The 18,451-nt window shown below is 46.6% G+C and carries 21 protein-coding genes; 14 read left to right on the forward strand and 7 right to left on the reverse strand.

Annotation, left to right across the window (positions count from 1 at the left end):
• Positions 1–160: 160 nt before the first annotated feature.
• Positions 161–1,195 carry a molybdopterin-binding protein gene (locus tag L2082_RS05035; RefSeq protein WP_446011499.1) on the reverse strand — a complete coding sequence of 345 codons (1,035 nt, stop codon included), beginning with the start codon at positions 1,193–1,195 and terminating at the stop codon, positions 161–163.
• Positions 1,196–1,387: 192 nt separating this feature from the next.
• On the opposite strand from L2082_RS05035, the gene L2082_RS05040 reads away from it, so the two are divergent.
• The 6 genes from L2082_RS05040 to L2082_RS05065 all read left to right on the forward strand — a co-directional run bounded on the left by L2082_RS05040 (position 1,388) and on the right by L2082_RS05065 (position 5,887).
• Complete coding sequence (locus L2082_RS05040) at positions 1,388–1,582, forward strand: Trm112 family protein (RefSeq protein WP_446010874.1); 195 nt, start codon at positions 1,388–1,390, stop codon at positions 1,580–1,582.
• A 28-nt stretch (positions 1,583–1,610) separates the two neighbouring features.
• On the forward strand, positions 1,611–2,756 hold the full coding sequence (locus L2082_RS05045; RefSeq protein WP_446010875.1) for a mechanosensitive ion channel family protein: 1,146 nt from the start codon (positions 1,611–1,613) through the stop codon (positions 2,754–2,756).
• 299 nt (positions 2,757–3,055) lie between these two features.
• A complete protein-coding gene (locus tag L2082_RS05050; protein WP_446010876.1) occupies positions 3,056–3,973 on the forward strand; it encodes a metal ABC transporter solute-binding protein, Zn/Mn family in 918 nt (305 codons plus the stop codon).
• Positions 3,974–4,004: 31 nt separating this feature from the next.
• Entirely contained in the window at positions 4,005–4,760 is a 756-nt protein-coding gene (locus L2082_RS05055; RefSeq protein WP_446010877.1) for a metal ABC transporter ATP-binding protein, read from the forward strand.
• Positions 4,753–5,622 carry a metal ABC transporter permease gene (locus L2082_RS05060; protein WP_446011500.1) on the forward strand — a complete coding sequence of 290 codons (870 nt, stop codon included), beginning with the start codon at positions 4,753–4,755 and terminating at the stop codon, positions 5,620–5,622. Before L2082_RS05055 ends, L2082_RS05060 begins: the two co-directional genes overlap by 8 nt.
• A gap of 121 nt (positions 5,623–5,743) precedes the next feature.
• A complete protein-coding gene (locus L2082_RS05065) occupies positions 5,744–5,887 on the forward strand; it encodes a hypothetical protein (protein ID WP_446011501.1) in 144 nt (47 codons plus the stop codon).
• A 791-nt stretch (positions 5,888–6,678) separates the two neighbouring features.
• Here the strand turns inward: L2082_RS05065 and L2082_RS05070 are convergent.
• Complete coding sequence (locus L2082_RS05070) at positions 6,679–6,801, reverse strand: hypothetical protein (RefSeq protein WP_446008894.1); 123 nt, start codon at positions 6,799–6,801, stop codon at positions 6,679–6,681.
• 41 nt (positions 6,802–6,842) lie between these two features.
• Here L2082_RS05070 and L2082_RS05075 point away from each other — a divergent pair, with 41 nt between their 5' ends.
• The 4 genes from L2082_RS05075 (at position 6,843) to L2082_RS05090 (ending at position 9,723) form a co-directional block, all read left to right on the forward strand.
• Positions 6,843–7,226 (forward strand): hypothetical protein, encoded by a 384-nt coding sequence (locus tag L2082_RS05075; protein ID WP_446008895.1) that lies wholly within the window; start codon positions 6,843–6,845, stop codon positions 7,224–7,226.
• A gap of 78 nt (positions 7,227–7,304) precedes the next feature.
• On the forward strand, positions 7,305–7,502 hold the full coding sequence (locus L2082_RS05080) for a hypothetical protein (RefSeq protein WP_446011502.1): 198 nt from the start codon (positions 7,305–7,307) through the stop codon (positions 7,500–7,502).
• Between the two features lie 192 nt (positions 7,503–7,694).
• A complete protein-coding gene (locus tag L2082_RS05085) occupies positions 7,695–8,339 on the forward strand; it encodes a hypothetical protein (RefSeq protein WP_446008897.1) in 645 nt (214 codons plus the stop codon).
• Positions 8,340–8,568: 229 nt separating this feature from the next.
• Positions 8,569–9,723, forward strand: coding sequence for an IMCp domain-containing protein (locus L2082_RS05090; RefSeq protein ID WP_446011503.1), 1,155 nt, complete (start codon positions 8,569–8,571; stop codon positions 9,721–9,723).
• 375 nt (positions 9,724–10,098) lie between these two features.
• Here L2082_RS05090 and L2082_RS05095 read toward each other — a convergent pair whose 3' ends face one another.
• The 3 genes from L2082_RS05095 to L2082_RS05105 are packed head-to-tail and all read right to left on the reverse strand — an operon-like array spanning position 10,099 to position 12,920.
• Positions 10,099–11,478 carry an NAD(P)(+) transhydrogenase (Re/Si-specific) subunit beta gene (locus L2082_RS05095; RefSeq protein ID WP_446008899.1) on the reverse strand — a complete coding sequence of 460 codons (1,380 nt, stop codon included), beginning with the start codon at positions 11,476–11,478 and terminating at the stop codon, positions 10,099–10,101.
• Complete coding sequence (locus L2082_RS05100) at positions 11,475–11,774, reverse strand: NAD(P) transhydrogenase subunit alpha (protein WP_446008900.1); 300 nt, start codon at positions 11,772–11,774, stop codon at positions 11,475–11,477. Before L2082_RS05100 ends, L2082_RS05095 begins: the two co-directional genes overlap by 4 nt.
• Positions 11,775–11,783: 9 nt before the next feature.
• Entirely contained in the window at positions 11,784–12,920 is a 1,137-nt protein-coding gene (locus L2082_RS05105) for an NAD(P) transhydrogenase subunit alpha (protein ID WP_446008901.1), read from the reverse strand.
• Positions 12,921–13,263: 343 nt separating this feature from the next.
• Between L2082_RS05105 and L2082_RS05110 the strand changes: the two genes are divergently transcribed.
• Genes L2082_RS05110 through L2082_RS05120 form a run of 3 tightly spaced genes read left to right on the forward strand, consistent with a single transcriptional unit; the run spans position 13,264 to position 15,896 of the window.
• Complete coding sequence (locus tag L2082_RS05110) at positions 13,264–13,689, forward strand: hypothetical protein (protein WP_446008902.1); 426 nt, start codon at positions 13,264–13,266, stop codon at positions 13,687–13,689.
• 42 nt (positions 13,690–13,731) lie between these two features.
• Positions 13,732–14,571, forward strand: coding sequence for a purine-nucleoside phosphorylase (locus L2082_RS05115; protein ID WP_446008911.1), 840 nt, complete (start codon positions 13,732–13,734; stop codon positions 14,569–14,571).
• Positions 14,568–15,896 carry an amidohydrolase gene (locus L2082_RS05120; protein ID WP_446008903.1) on the forward strand — a complete coding sequence of 443 codons (1,329 nt, stop codon included), beginning with the start codon at positions 14,568–14,570 and terminating at the stop codon, positions 15,894–15,896. Before L2082_RS05115 ends, L2082_RS05120 begins: the two co-directional genes overlap by 4 nt.
• Positions 15,897–15,997: 101 nt before the next feature.
• Here L2082_RS05120 and L2082_RS05125 read toward each other — a convergent pair whose 3' ends face one another.
• On the reverse strand, positions 15,998–16,783 hold the full coding sequence (locus L2082_RS05125; RefSeq protein WP_446008904.1) for a histidinol-phosphatase: 786 nt from the start codon (positions 16,781–16,783) through the stop codon (positions 15,998–16,000).
• 115 nt (positions 16,784–16,898) lie between these two features.
• Positions 16,899–17,096, reverse strand: coding sequence for a hypothetical protein (locus tag L2082_RS05130; RefSeq protein ID WP_446008905.1), 198 nt, complete (start codon positions 17,094–17,096; stop codon positions 16,899–16,901).
• A 308-nt stretch (positions 17,097–17,404) separates the two neighbouring features.
• Here L2082_RS05130 and L2082_RS05135 point away from each other — a divergent pair, with 308 nt between their 5' ends.
• Positions 17,405–18,355: a YkgJ family cysteine cluster protein gene (locus L2082_RS05135; RefSeq protein WP_446008906.1), complete on the forward strand. Its 951-nt coding sequence runs from the start codon at positions 17,405–17,407 to the stop codon at positions 18,353–18,355.
• Positions 18,356–18,451: the final 96 nt, after the last annotated feature.

Below are 18,451 nucleotides of genomic sequence, written 5' to 3' on the forward strand. Positions count from 1 at the left end.
TCCGTGAAACATTAAAATTGCTTCCGCAAATTCCAGAAGGTATTTCTATTCAATCCATCGCTAATCAAGTAGCCGTTCTTGGGCGAGTTAATACGCCAGAAGAGGTGCTTTAATGGCGATGGTATTGACAATACACAAGACGATATTATTACGCTATGGCTTATTTGCCAAAATTACAGACCGGATATTGACAGTGTTTACAGTTGCGACAAAGCCCCCCATGTCCCATCGCAGCGAATTGCTCCCGACCAATGGATTCACCAGTAAGGATGCGAGGGAGGATCAAATCAAACACTGTGATCTTATGAAACATTCCGCAGGCAGGCAGACCAAGGACTGGCACCTCCCCTATCCGGCCCACAAGAAACATGGCACCAGGCAGGACCGGAGTTCCATAAACCCTGTCCACGGCCCCGGCTTCCCGGATACCGGTTCGGGTAACATCGTCAGGATCCACAGACATCCCACCAGAGGTAATGATCAGGTCAGCACCGGCTTGCAGGCAAAGGCGAATCTCTGCTGCAATGCGACTGGCATCATCCGGGGCAAAGCCTACCCGGATCACTTCTGAGCCCAGTTCAGCCATCTTTTCCCGGAGCACAGCCTCGAATTTGTCCTCAATCCTGCCGTAATAAACTTCACTGCCTGTAACAACCAGGCCAGCCTTGACCTTTGGCAGGGGCAAAACCTGAACGATCTTCTCACCTGAGTCAGTAGAGCGGGCAATGTTAACTCCTTTCTCAACCAGGGAACGCTCTCCCACCAGAGGAATCAAGCGGGTGGCAGCCACCTGCTCTCCTTTTTTTACCGGAGTATTGGTATGGAGGCTGGAACACATGATCTCACCCAGCAGATTAAAACGATACAGGGCCTCTTTGTCAATTTTAAGCAGACCATCATAGGCTGCGCAAAGCGATGCCTTGCCTTCTGTCACCTTGCCTGAATGTTCCACTCCCTGCCCGGCCAGGGCTGTAGCCAACAGACGGGCAGCCTCATCTTCATGAATTTCTCCCTCTGAAAGCTCTAAAACATAAATATGCTCTTTGCCCAGGCGGCGCAAATGCTCAATATCTTCCAAGCGAAGAATATGCCCCTTGCGAAAGGCACATCCTTTAAATTCCCCCTGGACAATTTCTGTAATATCATGAGGGAGCACCATTCCAACGGCCTGATCTACCGGTATACGTTTTTTCATGTTTTCTCCGGTCTCTGTTCGAGTTTTACTGTCAGTAGCATTTTTTTTTGGTATACTCTGCCATACTATTGCATTCTCATTATCTTTTAAAGGAATTATTCCACACCCCATCTTACCTATTAGAGAAGGGGGAACAAAATATGATAGCAGTACTTTCATATACAACAAACCCATCAAAACAACATAACAAAAATGAAAAAAGAACTCCTTGACATTATCGCCTGTCCGCAATGCAAAGGCTCCGTAGAACTCCGTAACGATAAAAATGTCCTGCTCTGCCATACCTGCCAGCTGGCCTATGCCATCCGTGATGGCATTCCTATCATGATTATTGAGGAAGCCAAACCCATCTCCTCCTTCTCTGAGATTTCCTCGCAATCGGCCTGATTCGGGCCAAACGAGGTCACAATATCTCATGGACTTCAGCATTATCTCCAAAGCCTTTAGCATCTGGTTTGTCACCTCGCTGCCTGATTTTGGTCAATACGAATTTGGACAACGCTTCACAGCTATCTGTTTTTATATCATCCTGGCCAAGGCCGCAGATATCATAATTAACAAAGTGTTGCTCAGGATCGCCATCCGAACCAGCTTTGATGTGGATGAGCATTTTGTTCGCTTTATCCGGCGCCCTGCAGTGATCTCCGTGCTTCTGCTTGGTCTCCTCCATGCCACCCTGCTGGAACCGGTATTCCCTGCCCCCTGGCAGACTGTCCTGCCCAATGTAATTAAAACTTTAATTCTGGCAGTCTGGTGGATCGCCCTGATTCGGGAAATCACGGTGATGAATGAAAACAACACAGGCTGGGCTGTACGCAAGTTTGACAAGACCAGGTTCTACATGCTCAAAAATATCTCCAGGATTATTCTGCTTTTTCTCGGGATTATCTGGGGACTGATCATCTGGAATGTCAACCTAACGCCTTTATTTGCCTCGGCAGGTATTGTGGGTATCGCCATTGCCTTGGCTGCCAAGGATACCTTGGCCAACTTTTTTGGCGGCATTGCCCTGTTCACTGATGCTGCGTACAAGGTGGGTGATTATATTATTCTTGAAAGCGGCGAACGAGGTGAAGTTGTGGAGTTGGGCATTCGCTCCACCAAGATCAAGACCAGGGATGACGTATTGATCACTATTCCCAATTCTATTATGTCCACCACCAAGATCATCAACCAGTCTGCACCAGAGGTCAACTTCCGAATTCGCATTGATGTGAGTGTGAGCTATGACAGTAATCTTCGGGAGGTGGAAAAGACCTTGCTCCAGGTGGCTGCATCTCATCATGCCCTGGAAAAAAAGCCAGAGCCCAGAGTTCGGTTCCGCCGTTTTGACGATTCAGGTATTTTTCTTCAATTGCTGGTCTGGATTGAAGAGCCTGCCCAGCGAGGTCTGCAAACCCATAATCTGCTCAAAATGATTCATATCGCTTTTAAAGAGCAAGGCATTGAGATACCCTTTCCGCAAAGAACCTTACACTTTGATGCAGGTAAAGCAGAATCCCTTACTCTTTCTCCTGAAAAAGATGCCGGTCAGGCAAAAACGGACTGTACGACAAGGTAATCTATTAAGCGATATTTAAAAGCAGGTAACAGGCAAACCGTTGTCAGCAGGATCAAAGCGTTCCAGGTGGTTCACGTCTTTCTTCCCATCCGGGAAAATCACTTGGATTAAGATGAAATATTTCTTAGAATATCCTCCAATGAAGAAGATTATTGTGCAGAAGGAACGAGATGAATGCAGTTCTAATCAGCACGCTCTTGATTACATATTAAAGATATAATTTTTCAATCTGTCTCTAACCTTTCAATATCATGTATTATGATATGATGATAAACCATACAGACGAACCCCTTCTTTTCATGAAAATGCTTATAAAAAAAATAACCTTTATCCTGATCGGCTTACTCTTTCTTGCAGCCGCAGTGCTTCCTGCCCATGCAGAGCCTCTGCCTGTCTTTGTCTCTATCCCACCGCAAAAATGGTTAGTTGAACAAATAGGCGGTGATTTGGTCAACACCCAGGTTCTGCTGGAAAAGGGTCAGGAACCACATACCTACCAGCCAAGCCCGGAAAAGATAACCACCCTTTTTCGTTCCCGCCTTTATTTTACCATTGACATGCCCTTTGAACGAGAAATCGCCCGAAAAATAATCCATAAAAAAAAGACAGAGGAAGGTCTCCAACTTATCGACACAACAACCGGCATCAAAAAAATCCCTATAGTTTCCTCTTCTGGTGCCCATCATAATCATCATGCCCATGAAAATGATCAAGATCAGGAACACGCAGATCCTCATCTCTGGCTTGACCCGCGCAATGGAAAGATAATGGCCACAGCCATAGCAGAGGCCTTAGCAACCGCTGACCCCAAAAATACAGCTATCTATCAACAAAATAATAAAAAGGTCAATGAACGTCTGACCCTGCTCCACCAGGAATTGAGACACCAACTCGCCCCCTTTCAAGGTGCAAGCTTTTATGTGTTCCATCCGGCCTTTGGTTACTTTGCCCATGCCTATGGGCTGCACCAAAAGGCTGTAGAAACCGAAGGCAAGGCTCCTTCACCTAAGCAGCTCTATGCCTTAGTGAAACAGGCAAAAAAAGACAAGATCAAGGTACTCTTTATCCAACCCCAGTTTGACAAAAAAAATGCCTTAACTGTGGCCCAAGCCATTAAGGGTGATCTGGTGAAACTGGACCCGCTCACAGCAAATATAGAACACAACCTCAGACAGATGGCCAATGCTATCCAAATGGCTCTCACACCTGATATCTGATATGTACCGGAAAAATTAACAAATTTATTTTATGAAGGATGTCGCGATCCGCATCAGAGACCTTAACTATTCCTATGATGATATCCCTGTGCTCACCAATGTTCATCTGGATGTCTTCCCAGGGGATTCCGCTATTATTATCGGCCCAAATGGCGGCGGCAAGACAACTCTCATTAAGCTCATCCTTGGTCTGGAACACCCTGATAAGGGAGAGATTCGTGTCTATGGCAATGAACCAGAACAGGAGCGAATCAGAATAGGCTATGTGCCCCAGTACGCCCGCTATGATCCCAAATTCCCTATCTCTGTGTTGGATGTGGTCTGTATGGGTCGACTGGGCAATTCTCTGAGTGGTCGGTATACTGGTCACGATAAAGAGATCGCTCAGGAATCCCTTGCTGCCGTAAATCTGGCAGCCTTGAGCCAACGTCCTTTTTCAGCGCTCTCTGGTGGTCAGCGACAACGGGTTCTTATTGCCCGGGCCTTGGCAGCTGAAGGTGATATTCTTATCCTTGATGAACCCACAGCCAGTCTGGATCAACAATCTGAAGAGCAGCTCTTTACCATGCTGGCAGAGCTCAATAAAAATATGATCATCCTCATGGTAACCCATGAAATAGGGGTTTCTCCCAGTCTTTTTCAGCGGGTCATCTGTGTTAATAATCAGGTCCACATCCATCCAACCAGCGAACTTACCGGCGAATTGCTCCGTGATATGTATGGCAGCGACTTACGCATGATTCGCCATGATCATCGTTGCTGTCCAGGAGGACACGAGCATGATTGAACTGTGGGACGCACTGACTGACCCGGACCTGCCCTTTCTCCGCTACGCCCTCATCACTGGCCTGCTTGCCTCAATTTCCTTTGGTATTATTGGTACCTTTGTCGTTGTGCGCAGAATTACCTATATTGCCGGTGCGATTTCCCATTGTGTTCTGGCAGGCATTGGTGGAGGACTCTATCTGCAAAATGTGGTGGGTATCCCCTGGATCACCCCGGTTCGAGGGGCTGTTCTTGTTGCCCTGTTGGCTGCCCTCCTCCTGGCCCAGGTCAGTAAAAATGGGGGCCAACGGGAAGATTCCATTATCGGTGCCCTTTGGGCAGGCGGCATGTCTATTGGTTTTCTGTTTATCGCAGTCACTCCAGGCTATTTTGACCCGATGTCCTATCTCTTTGGCAATATCCTGCTCATCAGCAAAAATGACATCTATTTTGTCATTATCCTTGATTGTGCTATCCTGGCAGTGGTAGGAATCTTTTATAATAAACTGGTTGCTCTCTGTTTTGATGAGGAATACACCCAGCTTCGAGGGGTGCATACGCGCTGGCTCTATCTTTTACTCCTTTGCCTGACCGCCTTAACCATTGTTTTGCTTGTTCGTATTGTTGGTATTATCATGGTTATTGCGCTGCTGACCCTGCCTGCTGCCATTGCTGGAACTATGGCCTCGGGTATTCGCCAGCTGATGTTTATTGCAACCCTGCTCTCTGGCCTTTTTATTGTCAGTGGCCTTGGAGTCAGCTTTTCTCTTGATCTGCCCAGTGGTCCGGTTATCATTCTCATTGCAACAAACTGCTATCTGCTCAGCCTCGGCTTTGGAAAAAAATGGCGTAAGAAAACAGAAAGAAACAATTCTCTATGCTAAGATTTGTCAATAAAAAACTTGAGTATTGTATAAAATTCCGATACTATCCCATATAAGAAGAAGAGTACTTTGAGGAAATAGTGTTATATTATACAGATAATCTTCAGGAAGTGGGGATATTATGAAAAAACCAGGAATCTTATGTATTGTACTATCTCTTGCCGCTCTGATCCTGAGCGGGTGCTATTACGCACCGCCGACATCCCGGACAGTTGATACCTACTCAACATCAACACATACTGTCCGAACCTCCACCCATTACTGAGGAGTACACCCTACTAACATTGCGCAACAATGTTGCACTGTATTGAGGAGATGAAGAACTCATGAAAATAAAAACCTTATTACTAACTCCAATCCTTGCTGCCAGCTTACTGAGCGCATGCGGGTTCTACGGAGAACCGACATCTCGGTCAGTCCATACCTATACTTCAACTACCAGGACCGTTTCGACCTCAACCCATTCTGGAACCAGGTCAAAGCAAGCCGTAAAACGGACCTATACACCTATAGTCCGCTCTTCAACCCCTGTTGTGCGTACTTCTGCGCCCTCTTCACGGGTAATACGCTCCTCCACACCAACAGTTCGAACCTACAAACCAATAGTGCGCAATTCTTCGTCGTCTGTCCGAACCTATCGCCCGGTAGTGCGTAATTCTTCGTCCTCTGTCCGAACCTATCGCCCGGTAGTCCGTAATTCTTCATCGGTTATTCTGCCATATAGTCGTCCTATTGTACGTTCCTCCTCATCATCATCAATAATACGCAACTACAGCTCTGGAACTTATACGCCAAGGACGCGTTCGTACTCTTCAACAAGAAGAACTCCGATCATAACGCGGCCGGTGTTACCGTCACGCTATGTCAATAAACGATATAATGCCCCGACAACAACTCCCAGAATGCCAACGACAAAAATCACGCTTCCCTCTTTTACTACCCCTTCAAGACCGCAATTTGTTGTACCATCAACACCTTCCCCCTCGAAAATGAGGTCTACCGTTACATCGCGTTCAATACGCTCTACCGTTACACCGCGCCCAACAAGGTCTACAGTTACACCACGTTCAACAAGGTCTTATGCGCCTCAATACGACAGCAACTACTGTCCGCCGCCATTACCAAAGCCAAAACCAGCACCAAACTACTGTCCACCTGAGCCGTGTTGCCCGTAGACAAAAAAATCATCCTTGTTCAATCAACTTTCACTGGAAGATCCAATGAGAAAAAACAGGGAAGCTGATATGTTGTTTCTTAACCGTTACAAAAACAAGCGTAACACACATAACACAATCGGTTCTCAGAAAGAGTACCGGTTATTTTCTCTCATCTATAAAAAAGAGGTAAAAAAAATCATGAAAAAACTTACCACGTTCCTTTCTCTGGTTGCAGCAGCTATTATTCTAAATGGTTGTTATATTGGTCCGTATGCATACCAACGCGGTTACAAATGCTCGCCAGAACCCATGAAAGTTGATTTGTCTCCTCTAAAAGTAGACATGCTTCCTGTACAGGTAGAGGTGGAAAAAAAGAAAAAACCTCAACCAGATTGCCCCACCTGTCAACCTGCCTGCAATACCTGCAGACCTTCCTGCGCCTACTAAGCAGGCTTGATAAAGGAGGCCCCTTCAGCTCGCTTCAGCCGGGGGCCCCTATCTTTTTCATACAATGGATATAATGTCATGAAAAAAATATCGTTTTATCTCGCATTGACAACAACAGCTGCCCTGCTTGGTGGATGCTGTTTACCGCCACCACACCACCGAACAACAGCAATACACCCGGCAGCAGCAAGAGCATATCGTCATCCTGTTGTCATACCTGCGCCAAGGATTGTTGTTCCTGTTCCGCCACCAAGATATAATAGATATTACCGATGAAAATATGCATCGCTTGCCATCAGGCTGGCGGTGTTGTTACTCACGCTATAAATGCCCCTTTCCTGTGGTTCTCCTGTATTCTTTCCTGTAACTTTTTATGTTGATGTTTTTTTAAAACCTTATTATGACTCTGCTCTGAAAATGACGCTAAAAAAAACATACTCCTTTGCTATCGCATGCTCTCTGCTGATAATGCCAGCGATCTCCGCCAATGCCCATGCAGAAACCGGCCAGATTGGTCTGGCTATCAAGGCTGGTACCCTTGGCGGCGGGCTTGAAATCAGTATGGATATCAACCCATATCTGGAATTACGAACTGGTATCAATCAGATAAGTTTTGATTTTGACACAACCATTGGAGACATTGATTATAATTTTGCTCCAGATTTCTTCACAAGCTCATTGCTGCTTGACCTGCATCCTTTAGGTAATGCTTTTCGTTTCACCGCAGGTGCCTTTATCAACAATAATGAGATAGACATTGACGGCACGTACCGCCAGGATCTGCTCTCCCCAGAGCTGGCTCGCTATGCCGATTTAATTGACCAGGCCCATGTCGTCGGCCTGATTGAATTTGACACCTTTGCTCCCTATCTCGGTATTGGCTGGACCAGCAATCATAATTCTGAGAGCCGATGGGGCGTGAATATTGATTTGGGGATTATGTTTCAGGGGACAGCACAGGTAAGCGAGTTACGCGTTGAGGATCCCTGGGGTGCAGGAAGCCTTCCAGCTACCCAACTCTTTATCCAGCGTGAGCGAGAGGAAATAGAAAAAGAAATTGATGAGTATGAATACTACCCGATTGCATCTCTTTCTCTCAGCTATAAATTCTGATCACAAGGAGAGGTAAAAAAATTAAACTTTGATGCAATCATCGGTTGTAACAACTCGTATGATAGAGTATTCTTGTATCTGTGAGATAATTAATTAACTTTTTCGTCAAAAAATAAGGGTATATTTGATGAAAAACAAGTCACTGACAAGAATGTAAGCATACTTTTTAAACGTAGGCTGGCCTATTTTATTGTTGGTATCAACAGGGAATGTAAGGAGGATAAAAAAAGTGAAATTAAAATTTTTGGCACAGGTAACTTTTTTGTTATTATTGTCAGTATGCACTGTTCAGGCAGCCACAACACTGACAGTAATTGGGCGTCATCCATTTTATAAGCCTCCCCTTAAGTCAATGGATGAACTCAGAGGCATGATGCAGACCCAACAAGATGCAATTATGCAAGGTTTGCAAAAAGCGGGTAGCCCTCAACTGTACACACCGCTCATGCAACAATTTTCTCAGGCAGATATTCAACAAGTTGAATATCAACCTGGCGAAACCTTTCGTTGGATGCTGTTCCGACCAAACGGTGTTGGTCAGGTAAAAGCAGCGCAGGATATTACCTGGGGCGGCACATCAGCATTAAGTAGCTTTGAATTTTCCATTGATGCTGGCGACAAACGCTATGTTTTTGCAGTACCTCTTTTCTGCGGCAACCTGGCCTTGAAAGAAGTTGTGCATGTTGTTGTAAAAGAAGTTCCAGGTCCTGAACGGATTGTTGAAAAAGTCGTTGAGGTGCCAGGTCCTGAACGAATAGTTGAAAAAACAGTTCCAGGTCCTGAACGGATTGTTGAAAAAGTTGTCGAGGTGCCTGTCGAGAAGATTGTAAAAGTTCCAGGACCTGAACGAATTGTAAAAGTTCCAGGGCCGGAGAGGATTGTTGAAAAAGTTGTCGAGGCACCGCCGCAATGCTGTCCCCCTTGTATCTACCCGATCCGTTACGTTGCTGATGCTGGTTACCTCCGCTTATCAGATCCTGCTGATTTTGGTTTTGGCAGAATCGGTGTGGAATATGCCTTTAACCAGCGCCTTTCCTTCCTTGGAATGATTGGTGGCGCAACAAAGGCTGATGGTAGCGATGGCGATGATGCATGGCTGGTTGACCTCATGGTACAATACAACTTGGCCTTCATGAAAATGGGTGAGGCATGGAATCCGATCTTTCTGGGATTTGGTCTCGGTGGATGGATGTCTGATGGAGATGATGATATTGATTCTGAAGACAGCGATATAGATATCATTGCCCAGGTTGGTGCCCAGTTGTTTGGTCATCCAGACCACTTTAATACGTCTGTATTCTTAGAAGCACGTTCAGGAATTGACGAAATTGATAGTCTCTCTGAGTACGGACGCTTTGGTGCAGGCTTGCGTTTCCGCTTCTAAAAAACAGCACACTTTTCTTATCCCTTAGAGAGGGTAAGACAGCAAAAGACGCGGAAGAGACGTGGTGTATAGGGAGAATGAGCGAAGCTCATTCTCCCTATCTTTGTTTTTGTAGGGTACCACCACCTCCAAAAAAAGCAAATACGCTCTCCACGTATCCGCCTTTTATATAAAAATGTCAGATCACTTGGCAGGGGCACCCGCTACTTCTCTAGATAACAGTTCTCTTGTTAACCTTTTTCCCTTTACAACTGCTCCCACTCTAACAACAGGCCTTTGGCCTTTCTTCTTTTTCTTCAACATTGAACTTCAAACAGTAACCGCACTACTCCCGGGCCTCTTCGACCAAGGAGAACAGCATACCTGTTGAACTTATCAGTCGTTTTTGAACTCTGTTACCAAGGCCTGAATCGAAGCCTTGGCATCACCAAAATACATCCGGGCGTTTTCAGCAAAAAACAGAGCATTCTGAATGCCCGCAAAGCCTGGGTTCATCGACCGTTTCAGAACAATAACCGTTTTAGCCCGGTGAGTCTCAATAATGGGCATGCCGTAGATTGGGCTGGACTCATCATCAAGGGCAGCAGGATTCACCACATCATTGGCACCAATGACCACGCAAACATCAACGCTCTCCATGCGAGGATTAATTTCATCCATCTCAACAAGTTGATCGTATGGAACATTGGCCTCAGCCAACAGCACATTCATATGTCCGGGCATGCGTCCGGCAACCGGGTGAATGGCATAGGAAACCTCGGTATCATTGGCTTCCAACAGATCGCCAAGCTCTTTGACTGCATGTTGGGCCTGGGCAACCGCCAGACCATAACCAGGAACAAAGGTCACTGAGTCAGCTGCTTCAAGGATGTAATAGACATCCTCAGCTGAAGCAGTCCGCACCTCACCCTGTGGTCCAGCCCCTGCCTCCTGAGCTATAGTGCTGCCAAAGCCAGAAAAAAGCACATTCGCCAGGGAGCGATTCATGGCCTTGCACATGATATTGGTCAGAATGATTCCAGAGGCCCCAACCAAGGCTCCGGCAACGATCAGGATATTATTGGAAATGACAAAACCAGCTGCACAGGCTGCAAGACCGGAATAGCTGTTCAGCAGGGAAATAACAACCGGCATATCAGCCCCGCCAATGGGAATGGTGGAGGTTATGCCAAATCCCAGGGCAACCAGGAGGATGAGAACAAAGACCACATAACCAAAATCACTTGCTGGCGTTACGCAGAAAACTGCTGCTGCAAGCAGGGCAAGTACCAAAAAAGCGGCATTGATGACATGCTGCCCTTTAAAGACCACAGCTTTCTGGGTCACCTTTCCGGAAAGCTTACCAAAGGCAATCATTGATCCAGAAAAGGTCATACCACCAATAAAGGCGGAAAGAAAGGCAACAAGAGCAATAAAAACTGAGAGTTCTCTGTTCTGGTGGTACTCAGCCCAGGCAAGCAGGAGACTGGAAATACCACCAAATCCATTGAACAGAGCCACCATTTCCGGCATAGCAGTCATTTTAACCCGAAGAGCAACAATGGCACCAAGGCCACTACCAATAACAATGCCAAGAAAAATCCACTTATAATCCAAGCCAGCATTCAGCATTGTGACTATAATGGCGATCAGCATACCAAGGGAGGAAAGCAGATTTCCTTGTCGGGCCGTGGCAGGTGAACTAAGCATCTTCAGACCAAAGATAAACAGAACTGCTGATACCACATAGGTAAAATTAATGATAAGAGGATTCATTGGAAGTCTCCTTCATTTTTTTCTTTCTTCTTAAACATTTCAAGCATACGGTTTGTCACCATATATCCTCCCACCACATTAATGGTTGCAAAGGCAACAGCAATAGTTCCCAGAACAGTGGCAAAGGAATGATTATCAGATTGCAGGGATGCAATAGCTCCGATTAGAGTGATGCCGGAAATGGCATTAGAGCCGGACATCAACGGAGTATGCAGAGTAGAAGGTACCTTGGAAATAAGCTCAAAGCCTAAAAAAATTGCCAGGATAAAAACAAAGGTTAAATATATTGGTTCCATTTCATCTCCTCACTTCTTCATAATATTTTTGTACACCTTACTGACGATTTCACCATTATGGGTAATCAAAGCACCCTGCATGATTTCATTCTCATGATGCACAGCGAGTAGTTTGCTCTCTTTATCCCAAAAATGCTCAACAAAATTGCCAAGATTGGCTGAGTACATTTGACTGGCTGTTGTCGCAACCCGACCAGGGAGATTGGCAATACCCAAGATTTTCACCCCTTCAATCTCAACGATTGTATCCATTTCAGAGCCTTCCACATTACCGCCGGTCTCCACAGCCATATCAATGATCACAGCCCCCGGACGCATCTGCGCCAAAATGGTATGATCAATAATCCGGGGAGCGGGCCGGCCAAAAAGTTGGGCTGTTGTGATAACAACATCTGCTCTGGCGCAGGCATTGGCCATGCCCTCTTGTTGCAAGGCCATCTGCTCCGGGGTCAGTGCTTTGGCATAACCGTCCTTGGTTTGACCGGTTTCACCAAGATCAACCTTGACAAATTTTGCGCCCAGGGACCGTACCTGCTCTTCAACCACAGGTCTGGTATCAAAGGCTTCCACTATTGCTCCGAGACGTTTGGCTGTAGCGATGGCCTGAAGTCCAGCCACACCAACACCGATAATAAAGACTCGTGCTGGTTTGATCGTTCCGGCTGGTGTGGTCATCATGGGAAAAGTTCTGTCCAGCTGATCTGCTGCCAAGGTCACAGCAGCATAGCCGCCAAGATTGGCCTGGGAAGAAAGGACATCCATCTTCTGAGCAACAGTGGTACGGGGAATCATTTCCAGACTGATTGCTGAAATATGGGCATCTCTCAGGGTTTCAACAAGATCGCCTTCATTGAATGGATCAAGATAACTCACATGAATGCAGCCCTTTTTCATCAGAATCACTTCATCCTTAGGAGGCTTGCGCAGCCGGAGAATGATGTCAGCTGTTTTCAGCATATCCTCTTGCGAGCTCCCAATGGTGGCTCCTGCTTCCTTATATTCATCATCATCAAAACGACAACTCATGCCAAGGCCGGATTCAATAACCACCTCAGCTCCGAGTTTGACCAGCCTGGCTGCTGTAGCGGGAATCAGAGGGACCCGTTTCTCCCTTGGGTGCCTTTCCTTCATGACTGCAATTAGCATAAATCACTCCCTTGGATTCTAAAGATTTTTTTCTTGAATTGAAGTGGATTTCGATCAAACAGGGTCAGCAAACGCCTGTCTGTTGCGTGTTATACACCATAGTACCTCATGACCAACTGAGAAATTCCAATCCGTTTATTTTTACACAAAAAAAAACAAAATCCCAGTAAAAACGATAAAAAAAGGACCATGTACGTCAGACAGCTTTTTCATGAATAAATCTTTTCTTGTCTCTTCATGATAGTCTGTTATTTTATTTTGTAAAGGCAGTACCAAATAACGCACAGCATATCGCAATACAATATTCTCCATAAATATCAAGAAAAAACAAGGAAGAGTTAAGATGTCACAAGAAGTACATGCGGAACTGAAAACCTTTATCAAGGACTGGCAAGAAAGTGCAGAAAAAAATAAAAAAATCTTTCTTCGGTACAAAGAGCAGCTGGAAGGCAATAAAAATATTTGCCTGGAATTCATCCCCCGCCCAGGTATTACCTATTCTCTCCGGGCAAGCCACCGAACGCAAAAGACAAGAAAACTCTTTGCTGTGATTGACGTGATTGAGGATATTCCCAGATGGCTTTCTGTTTGTTTTTACAGCGACATGATCACTGACCCAGAAGAAAAAAGTGATGCTGTGCCTGGTGGCCTGCTCGGGGAGGATGCTGTTTGTTTTGATCTGGAGGCATGGAACGACGAGTTAGTCAGCTATGTAGGTGCCCGACTTGCCGAGGCCTGTCAACGGGCAAGCCAAGATGAGAAAGAATAAGGATTGAGCAGTTCACCGAAGCCATTTGAAAATAAAAAGATCATGATTAATATTAAAGCATACAAAGAACAGGTAGAAGAAGCAGTTGCTTTTCTCCAAACCCACCTCCCGGTACTCCCGGAGATTCTGATCCAGCTGGGCACGGGGCTGGGGAATCTGGTCGAGGCAATGGAGGGTAGTATCACTCTCCCGTATGAGGAGATTCCCGGCTTTCCCCACTCCACAGTAACCAGTCATGCAGGCAATCTGGTCTGCGGCACCCTGGCCGGAAAAACCTGCGCTATTCTTCAGGGAAGATTCCATTATTACGAGGGGTATTCTGCTAGAGAAGTCGCCTTTCCGGTTAGGGTTCTGTCCCTGCTCGGTGTGCGGATCGCCATTATTACCAATGCCTCGGGCGGGCTGAACAGGTCCTGGCAGGCCGGGACTATCATGATCCACAAAGATCATATCAATCACCTACCGGATAATCCTTTGCGCGGCCCCAATGTCGATGAATGGGGGCCACGTTTTCCCGATCTTTCAGATCCCTATCATCCTGATTTACAAAACCTGGCCTGGCAGGCAGCACAACAACCAGGCATTACCGAGGTAACAGCTGGTACCTATGTCTGCATTCCTGGCCCCAGCCTGGAAACTCCGGCAGAAACCCGAATGCTCAAACAGTGGGGTGCTGATGCTGTGGGTATGTCCTCAGTACCGGAAATCATCACGGCCCTGCACGGCGGATTACAGGTGCTTGGCCTGTCTGTGGTGGCAAACATCAATGACCCGGATAATTTCACTCCTATTCTCCTGGAAGATATTGTTGAAGCTGCCAGCCAGGCCGAACCCAAATTACAGAAATTGATCCTTGAAATCGTACAGGAGATAGAAGTATGAGTCAGGAAAAAACAGCAGAGATCAACCTGGTGGTTTCTGGTCGCTACCTGGTGACAGACAGCCAGAATGTTCTGGAGCAGGAAAACATCTCAGTTGCGGTGAGCAAGGATCGGATTGTTGAGATTGGCGACAACCTGGCAGTAAAATATCCCCAGGCCCAATGCCTCAGCCATGCCCACGGACTGATCATGCCAGGCCTGATCAACACCCATACCCATGCGGCCATGTCCTGCTTTCGCGGCTTAGCTGATGACCTGCCCCTGATGGAGTGGCTGCAGGAACATATCTTTCCCAGAGAGGCCCAGCTCACCTCGGAGATCGTCTATCAGTCCACACTTCTTTCTCTCTGCGAGATGATCAGATCCGGGACCACGTCTTTCAATGATATGTACCTGTTTGCAAAGGATGTAGCCCGTGCCGCTGCTGCATCAGGGGTGCGGGCCTGGGTGGGTGAGGTCCTCTATGACTTTCCCTCGCCTAATTACGGAGAACTGGAAAATGGTTTTACCTATACTGAAGATTTATTTGAGCAATACGCAGGAGACGATCTGATCACTGTGACGGTAAATCCTCACTCGGTCTACACCTGCTCCCCTTCCCTGCTGGAACGAATGGCCGCGCAGGCCGAGGAAAAGCAAGCACTTTATCATATTCATCTTGCGGAAAATCAGGACGAGGTCCATACCTGCACGGAACGCTACCAGTGCTCGCCGGTGCAGCATCTGGAAACCTTGGGCCTGCTCAATGAACGGGTGGTGGCTGCCCACGGGGTGATGGTGACTGAGGAGGAGATCAAGCTGCTGGTAGAGCGCAGGGTCAAGATAGCTCATTGCCCGGAATCCAATATGAAGCTGGCTTCAGGAGTAGCCCCGGTACCTGCTATGCTGGCAAAAGAGCTTGTCGTCGGTCTTGGAACAGACGGCAGTGCCTCCAATAATGATGTGGATATGTTCGGGGAGATGAATTCAGCAGCTAAACTCCATAAAGTAGACCAGATGGATCCCACAGTAATGAATGCCACCCAGACCCTGCATGCAGCCACCTTGGGAGGTGCCGCAGTGCTCGGAGCGGAAGCGGCAATCGGCACCCTTGCTGTGGGCAAAAAGGCCGACCTTATCATGCTGGATATGAATCAACCGCATCTCACGCCGGTCTATAATCCGGTGTCCCACCTGGTCTATACAGCTGGTGGTGGTGATGTGTTCCATTCAGTTATTAATGGGCAGGTGGTCATGGAAAATCGGCAAATAACCACCCTGGATGAGGTAGCGATTTTCACAGAGATGAAGCGGATTGGTGAAATGATTCAACGGATGGGGCAGTAGAGACGAACCTGTGTGTTCACCCTTGCATGCCGGGCAGACACTCAAATCTGCTCCTACAATTCAGCACCTAAAAACGAGGAAATATTTTTTAGTTGGTATCCTCAGCAGAACTCTCCCAGCTCTTCCGCTGCTCTGGCAAAAAAACGCCCCACCTGCTCTGGCTTATGGGCATCAGATCCAGGAATCAAAGGAATACCCAACTGTCGGGCCTTGTCTATAAACGCAAAAGCCGGATAGGGATGGGGACGGAGTTCATAGCCCGAGGTGTTGACTTCCAAAGCAATATTCTTTGCCAGCATCACCACAAAAAGCTCTTCAATAAGCGAATGATGATGCGCTGTCAGGACAGGGGCATTATGGCGCAGAGCTGCATCCAGATGACAAAGCTTATCACAGGGTATCTGCTGGCAACCTTGGATGAGATTGACAAAATAGGCATCCAGAATGCGCTCAGTTCCGTGTTTAGCCATTTTCCTGATATGGTCTTTCCGGCGACTCAGCATGTTGAGATGCTCATTGCCATCAAAATAAAAATGGCAGGAAAGCCCGCGATGGGCAAAGGGAAAGGCATCAAGCAGGGCAAAGAGTTCATCAATTGCGCCAGGATTATACCCCACTTCAGCACCAAGCCTGATCGTAATCTGCTCTTTGTATTGTTCCTGCAGCTGTTCCCCTTGAGCAAAATATTCCTCAAAGACCTCTGGGGTCAACCAAATCCGGGGAGCATACTTCAGCCCGCCTTCCAAATGCTCCAAAAAAGTAAGGCTACACAAACCCTTTTGGATCGCCGCAAGCACGTATTCTTCCATCTCCCCTGTTGCATGGTTACAGAAACGGGTATGGACGTGGTGGTCTCCGGTTATATCCAATAAAGGTAAATCAGGCATATGTAGCAATACGGAAAAAGAAAAACCATTCTCTGAGAAAGCTCTGAAAGAATGGCTTGTGCGTATCCCTCACCAGAGGGAAAAAATATATATGTGCCTGGAGAAGTGGACAGAATCAGGCATTCCCACGGGGAAAAAAGTGAATAACACCGTCTATCTCTGAGGTATCGCAAATGTCACCAAGCTCCATATCCAGATCAAAAAGTTCATCTGCTCCATCCATTGCCATAGACAAGGAAGGCCCGTCTGGCAGATGATAGACTAAGGTCTCAACCTTGCTGTAATCAATCGGTGTCGGGAATATTTTCTTCATATAATTTGAAATGTTATAATCTGATAAGAAAGGGGCTGATACATAATGGAGCCAATGTCCACCCCTCTGTGTCGTGTTTCAGGAAATTATAGTTTCTTTTGGCAAAAAAGCAAGGGGACTCCTTACTGTCCTGCGTAAAGAAAGAAGGAAAACAAGCAACGCAGGCAGATTTATACGCTTATCAGGAGGAAGAGATAAAAGCGACAAGTTTCGTTTGACAGTCGACCTCTTGATGGTAATATGTATATTTTCTTACCAAACGATAAAAAAACAATATTTTTTGATAACAGATAATAACGAGGAAAAAAATGAGCGATACAAAAGGCACTGATATGGATAATGATTTTACCATGGGGACTCATAAAAATCCGTCCAATATCATGCCTGAAAAATTATCTCTGGATTCCCCTTTGCAGTTTGAGTGTCATCCAGGGGTTAGCTGCTTTACTGCCTGCTGCCATAATATCCAGATTGTCCTGACACCCTATGACATTTTAATTTTGCGGAAACGGTTAAACATACCTGCCCATGAATTTATTGTCCAATACACAGAGCCCACCTATCTGGAAAAAACCGATATGCCAGGTGTGCAGCTCAAATTGACAGAGGAGAAAAATGCCTGCCCCTTTGTCACCCCAGAAGGCTGCACTGTGTATAAAGACCGCCCAACAGCCTGTCGTTACTATCCTGTTGGTATGGCTGATTTCCATGAAGGTGGTGAGGAAGAAACCAAGGAAGACAAGTTCTTTTTCCTGGTCAAAGAGGCGCATTGTAAGGGGTTTGAGGAAAAAAAGCAATGGACCATTGGCGAATGGCGGGCAGACCAAGGGGTTGACCTGCGTGATGCGATGAATAAAGAATGGCTCCGCCTAGTAATGCGCCGCAAATCTTTTGGTCATCAGGCCAACCTTTCTGAAGCAGCCCAGCGGATGTTTTTTATGGCCTCAACGGATTTGGATCATTTCCGCCGCTTTGTCTTTGAAAGTTCTTTTCTTGAATCCTATGAGGTTGACCAGGAAACCGTTGAAAAAATCAAGAAAGATGATACTGCGTTGATGCTGTTCTCGTTTCAATATCTTGCCAACACCCTGTTCGGGGCTGAGGGCATGAAGCTGAGAAAGGAAAAAATAGAAGAAAAGGTTGAAGAGATCAAGCAGCGTCAGGATGATTCACTGCGCAAGGTTGAAGAAGAGTATAAGCAGCTCAAGGCTGAACGTGAACGGCTCAAGCAGGAAGAAGAAGCCCGGAAAAAAGGTTGAATTTCGTGCAAGGACTGTAGGGGCAGCCCCCTGTGCCTGCCCAATAGGGAAGGGCAAACACAGGGATTTGCCCCTACAATGTTTGTGTACGAAAAG

This window comes from Candidatus Electrothrix sp. (assembly GCF_052785085.1).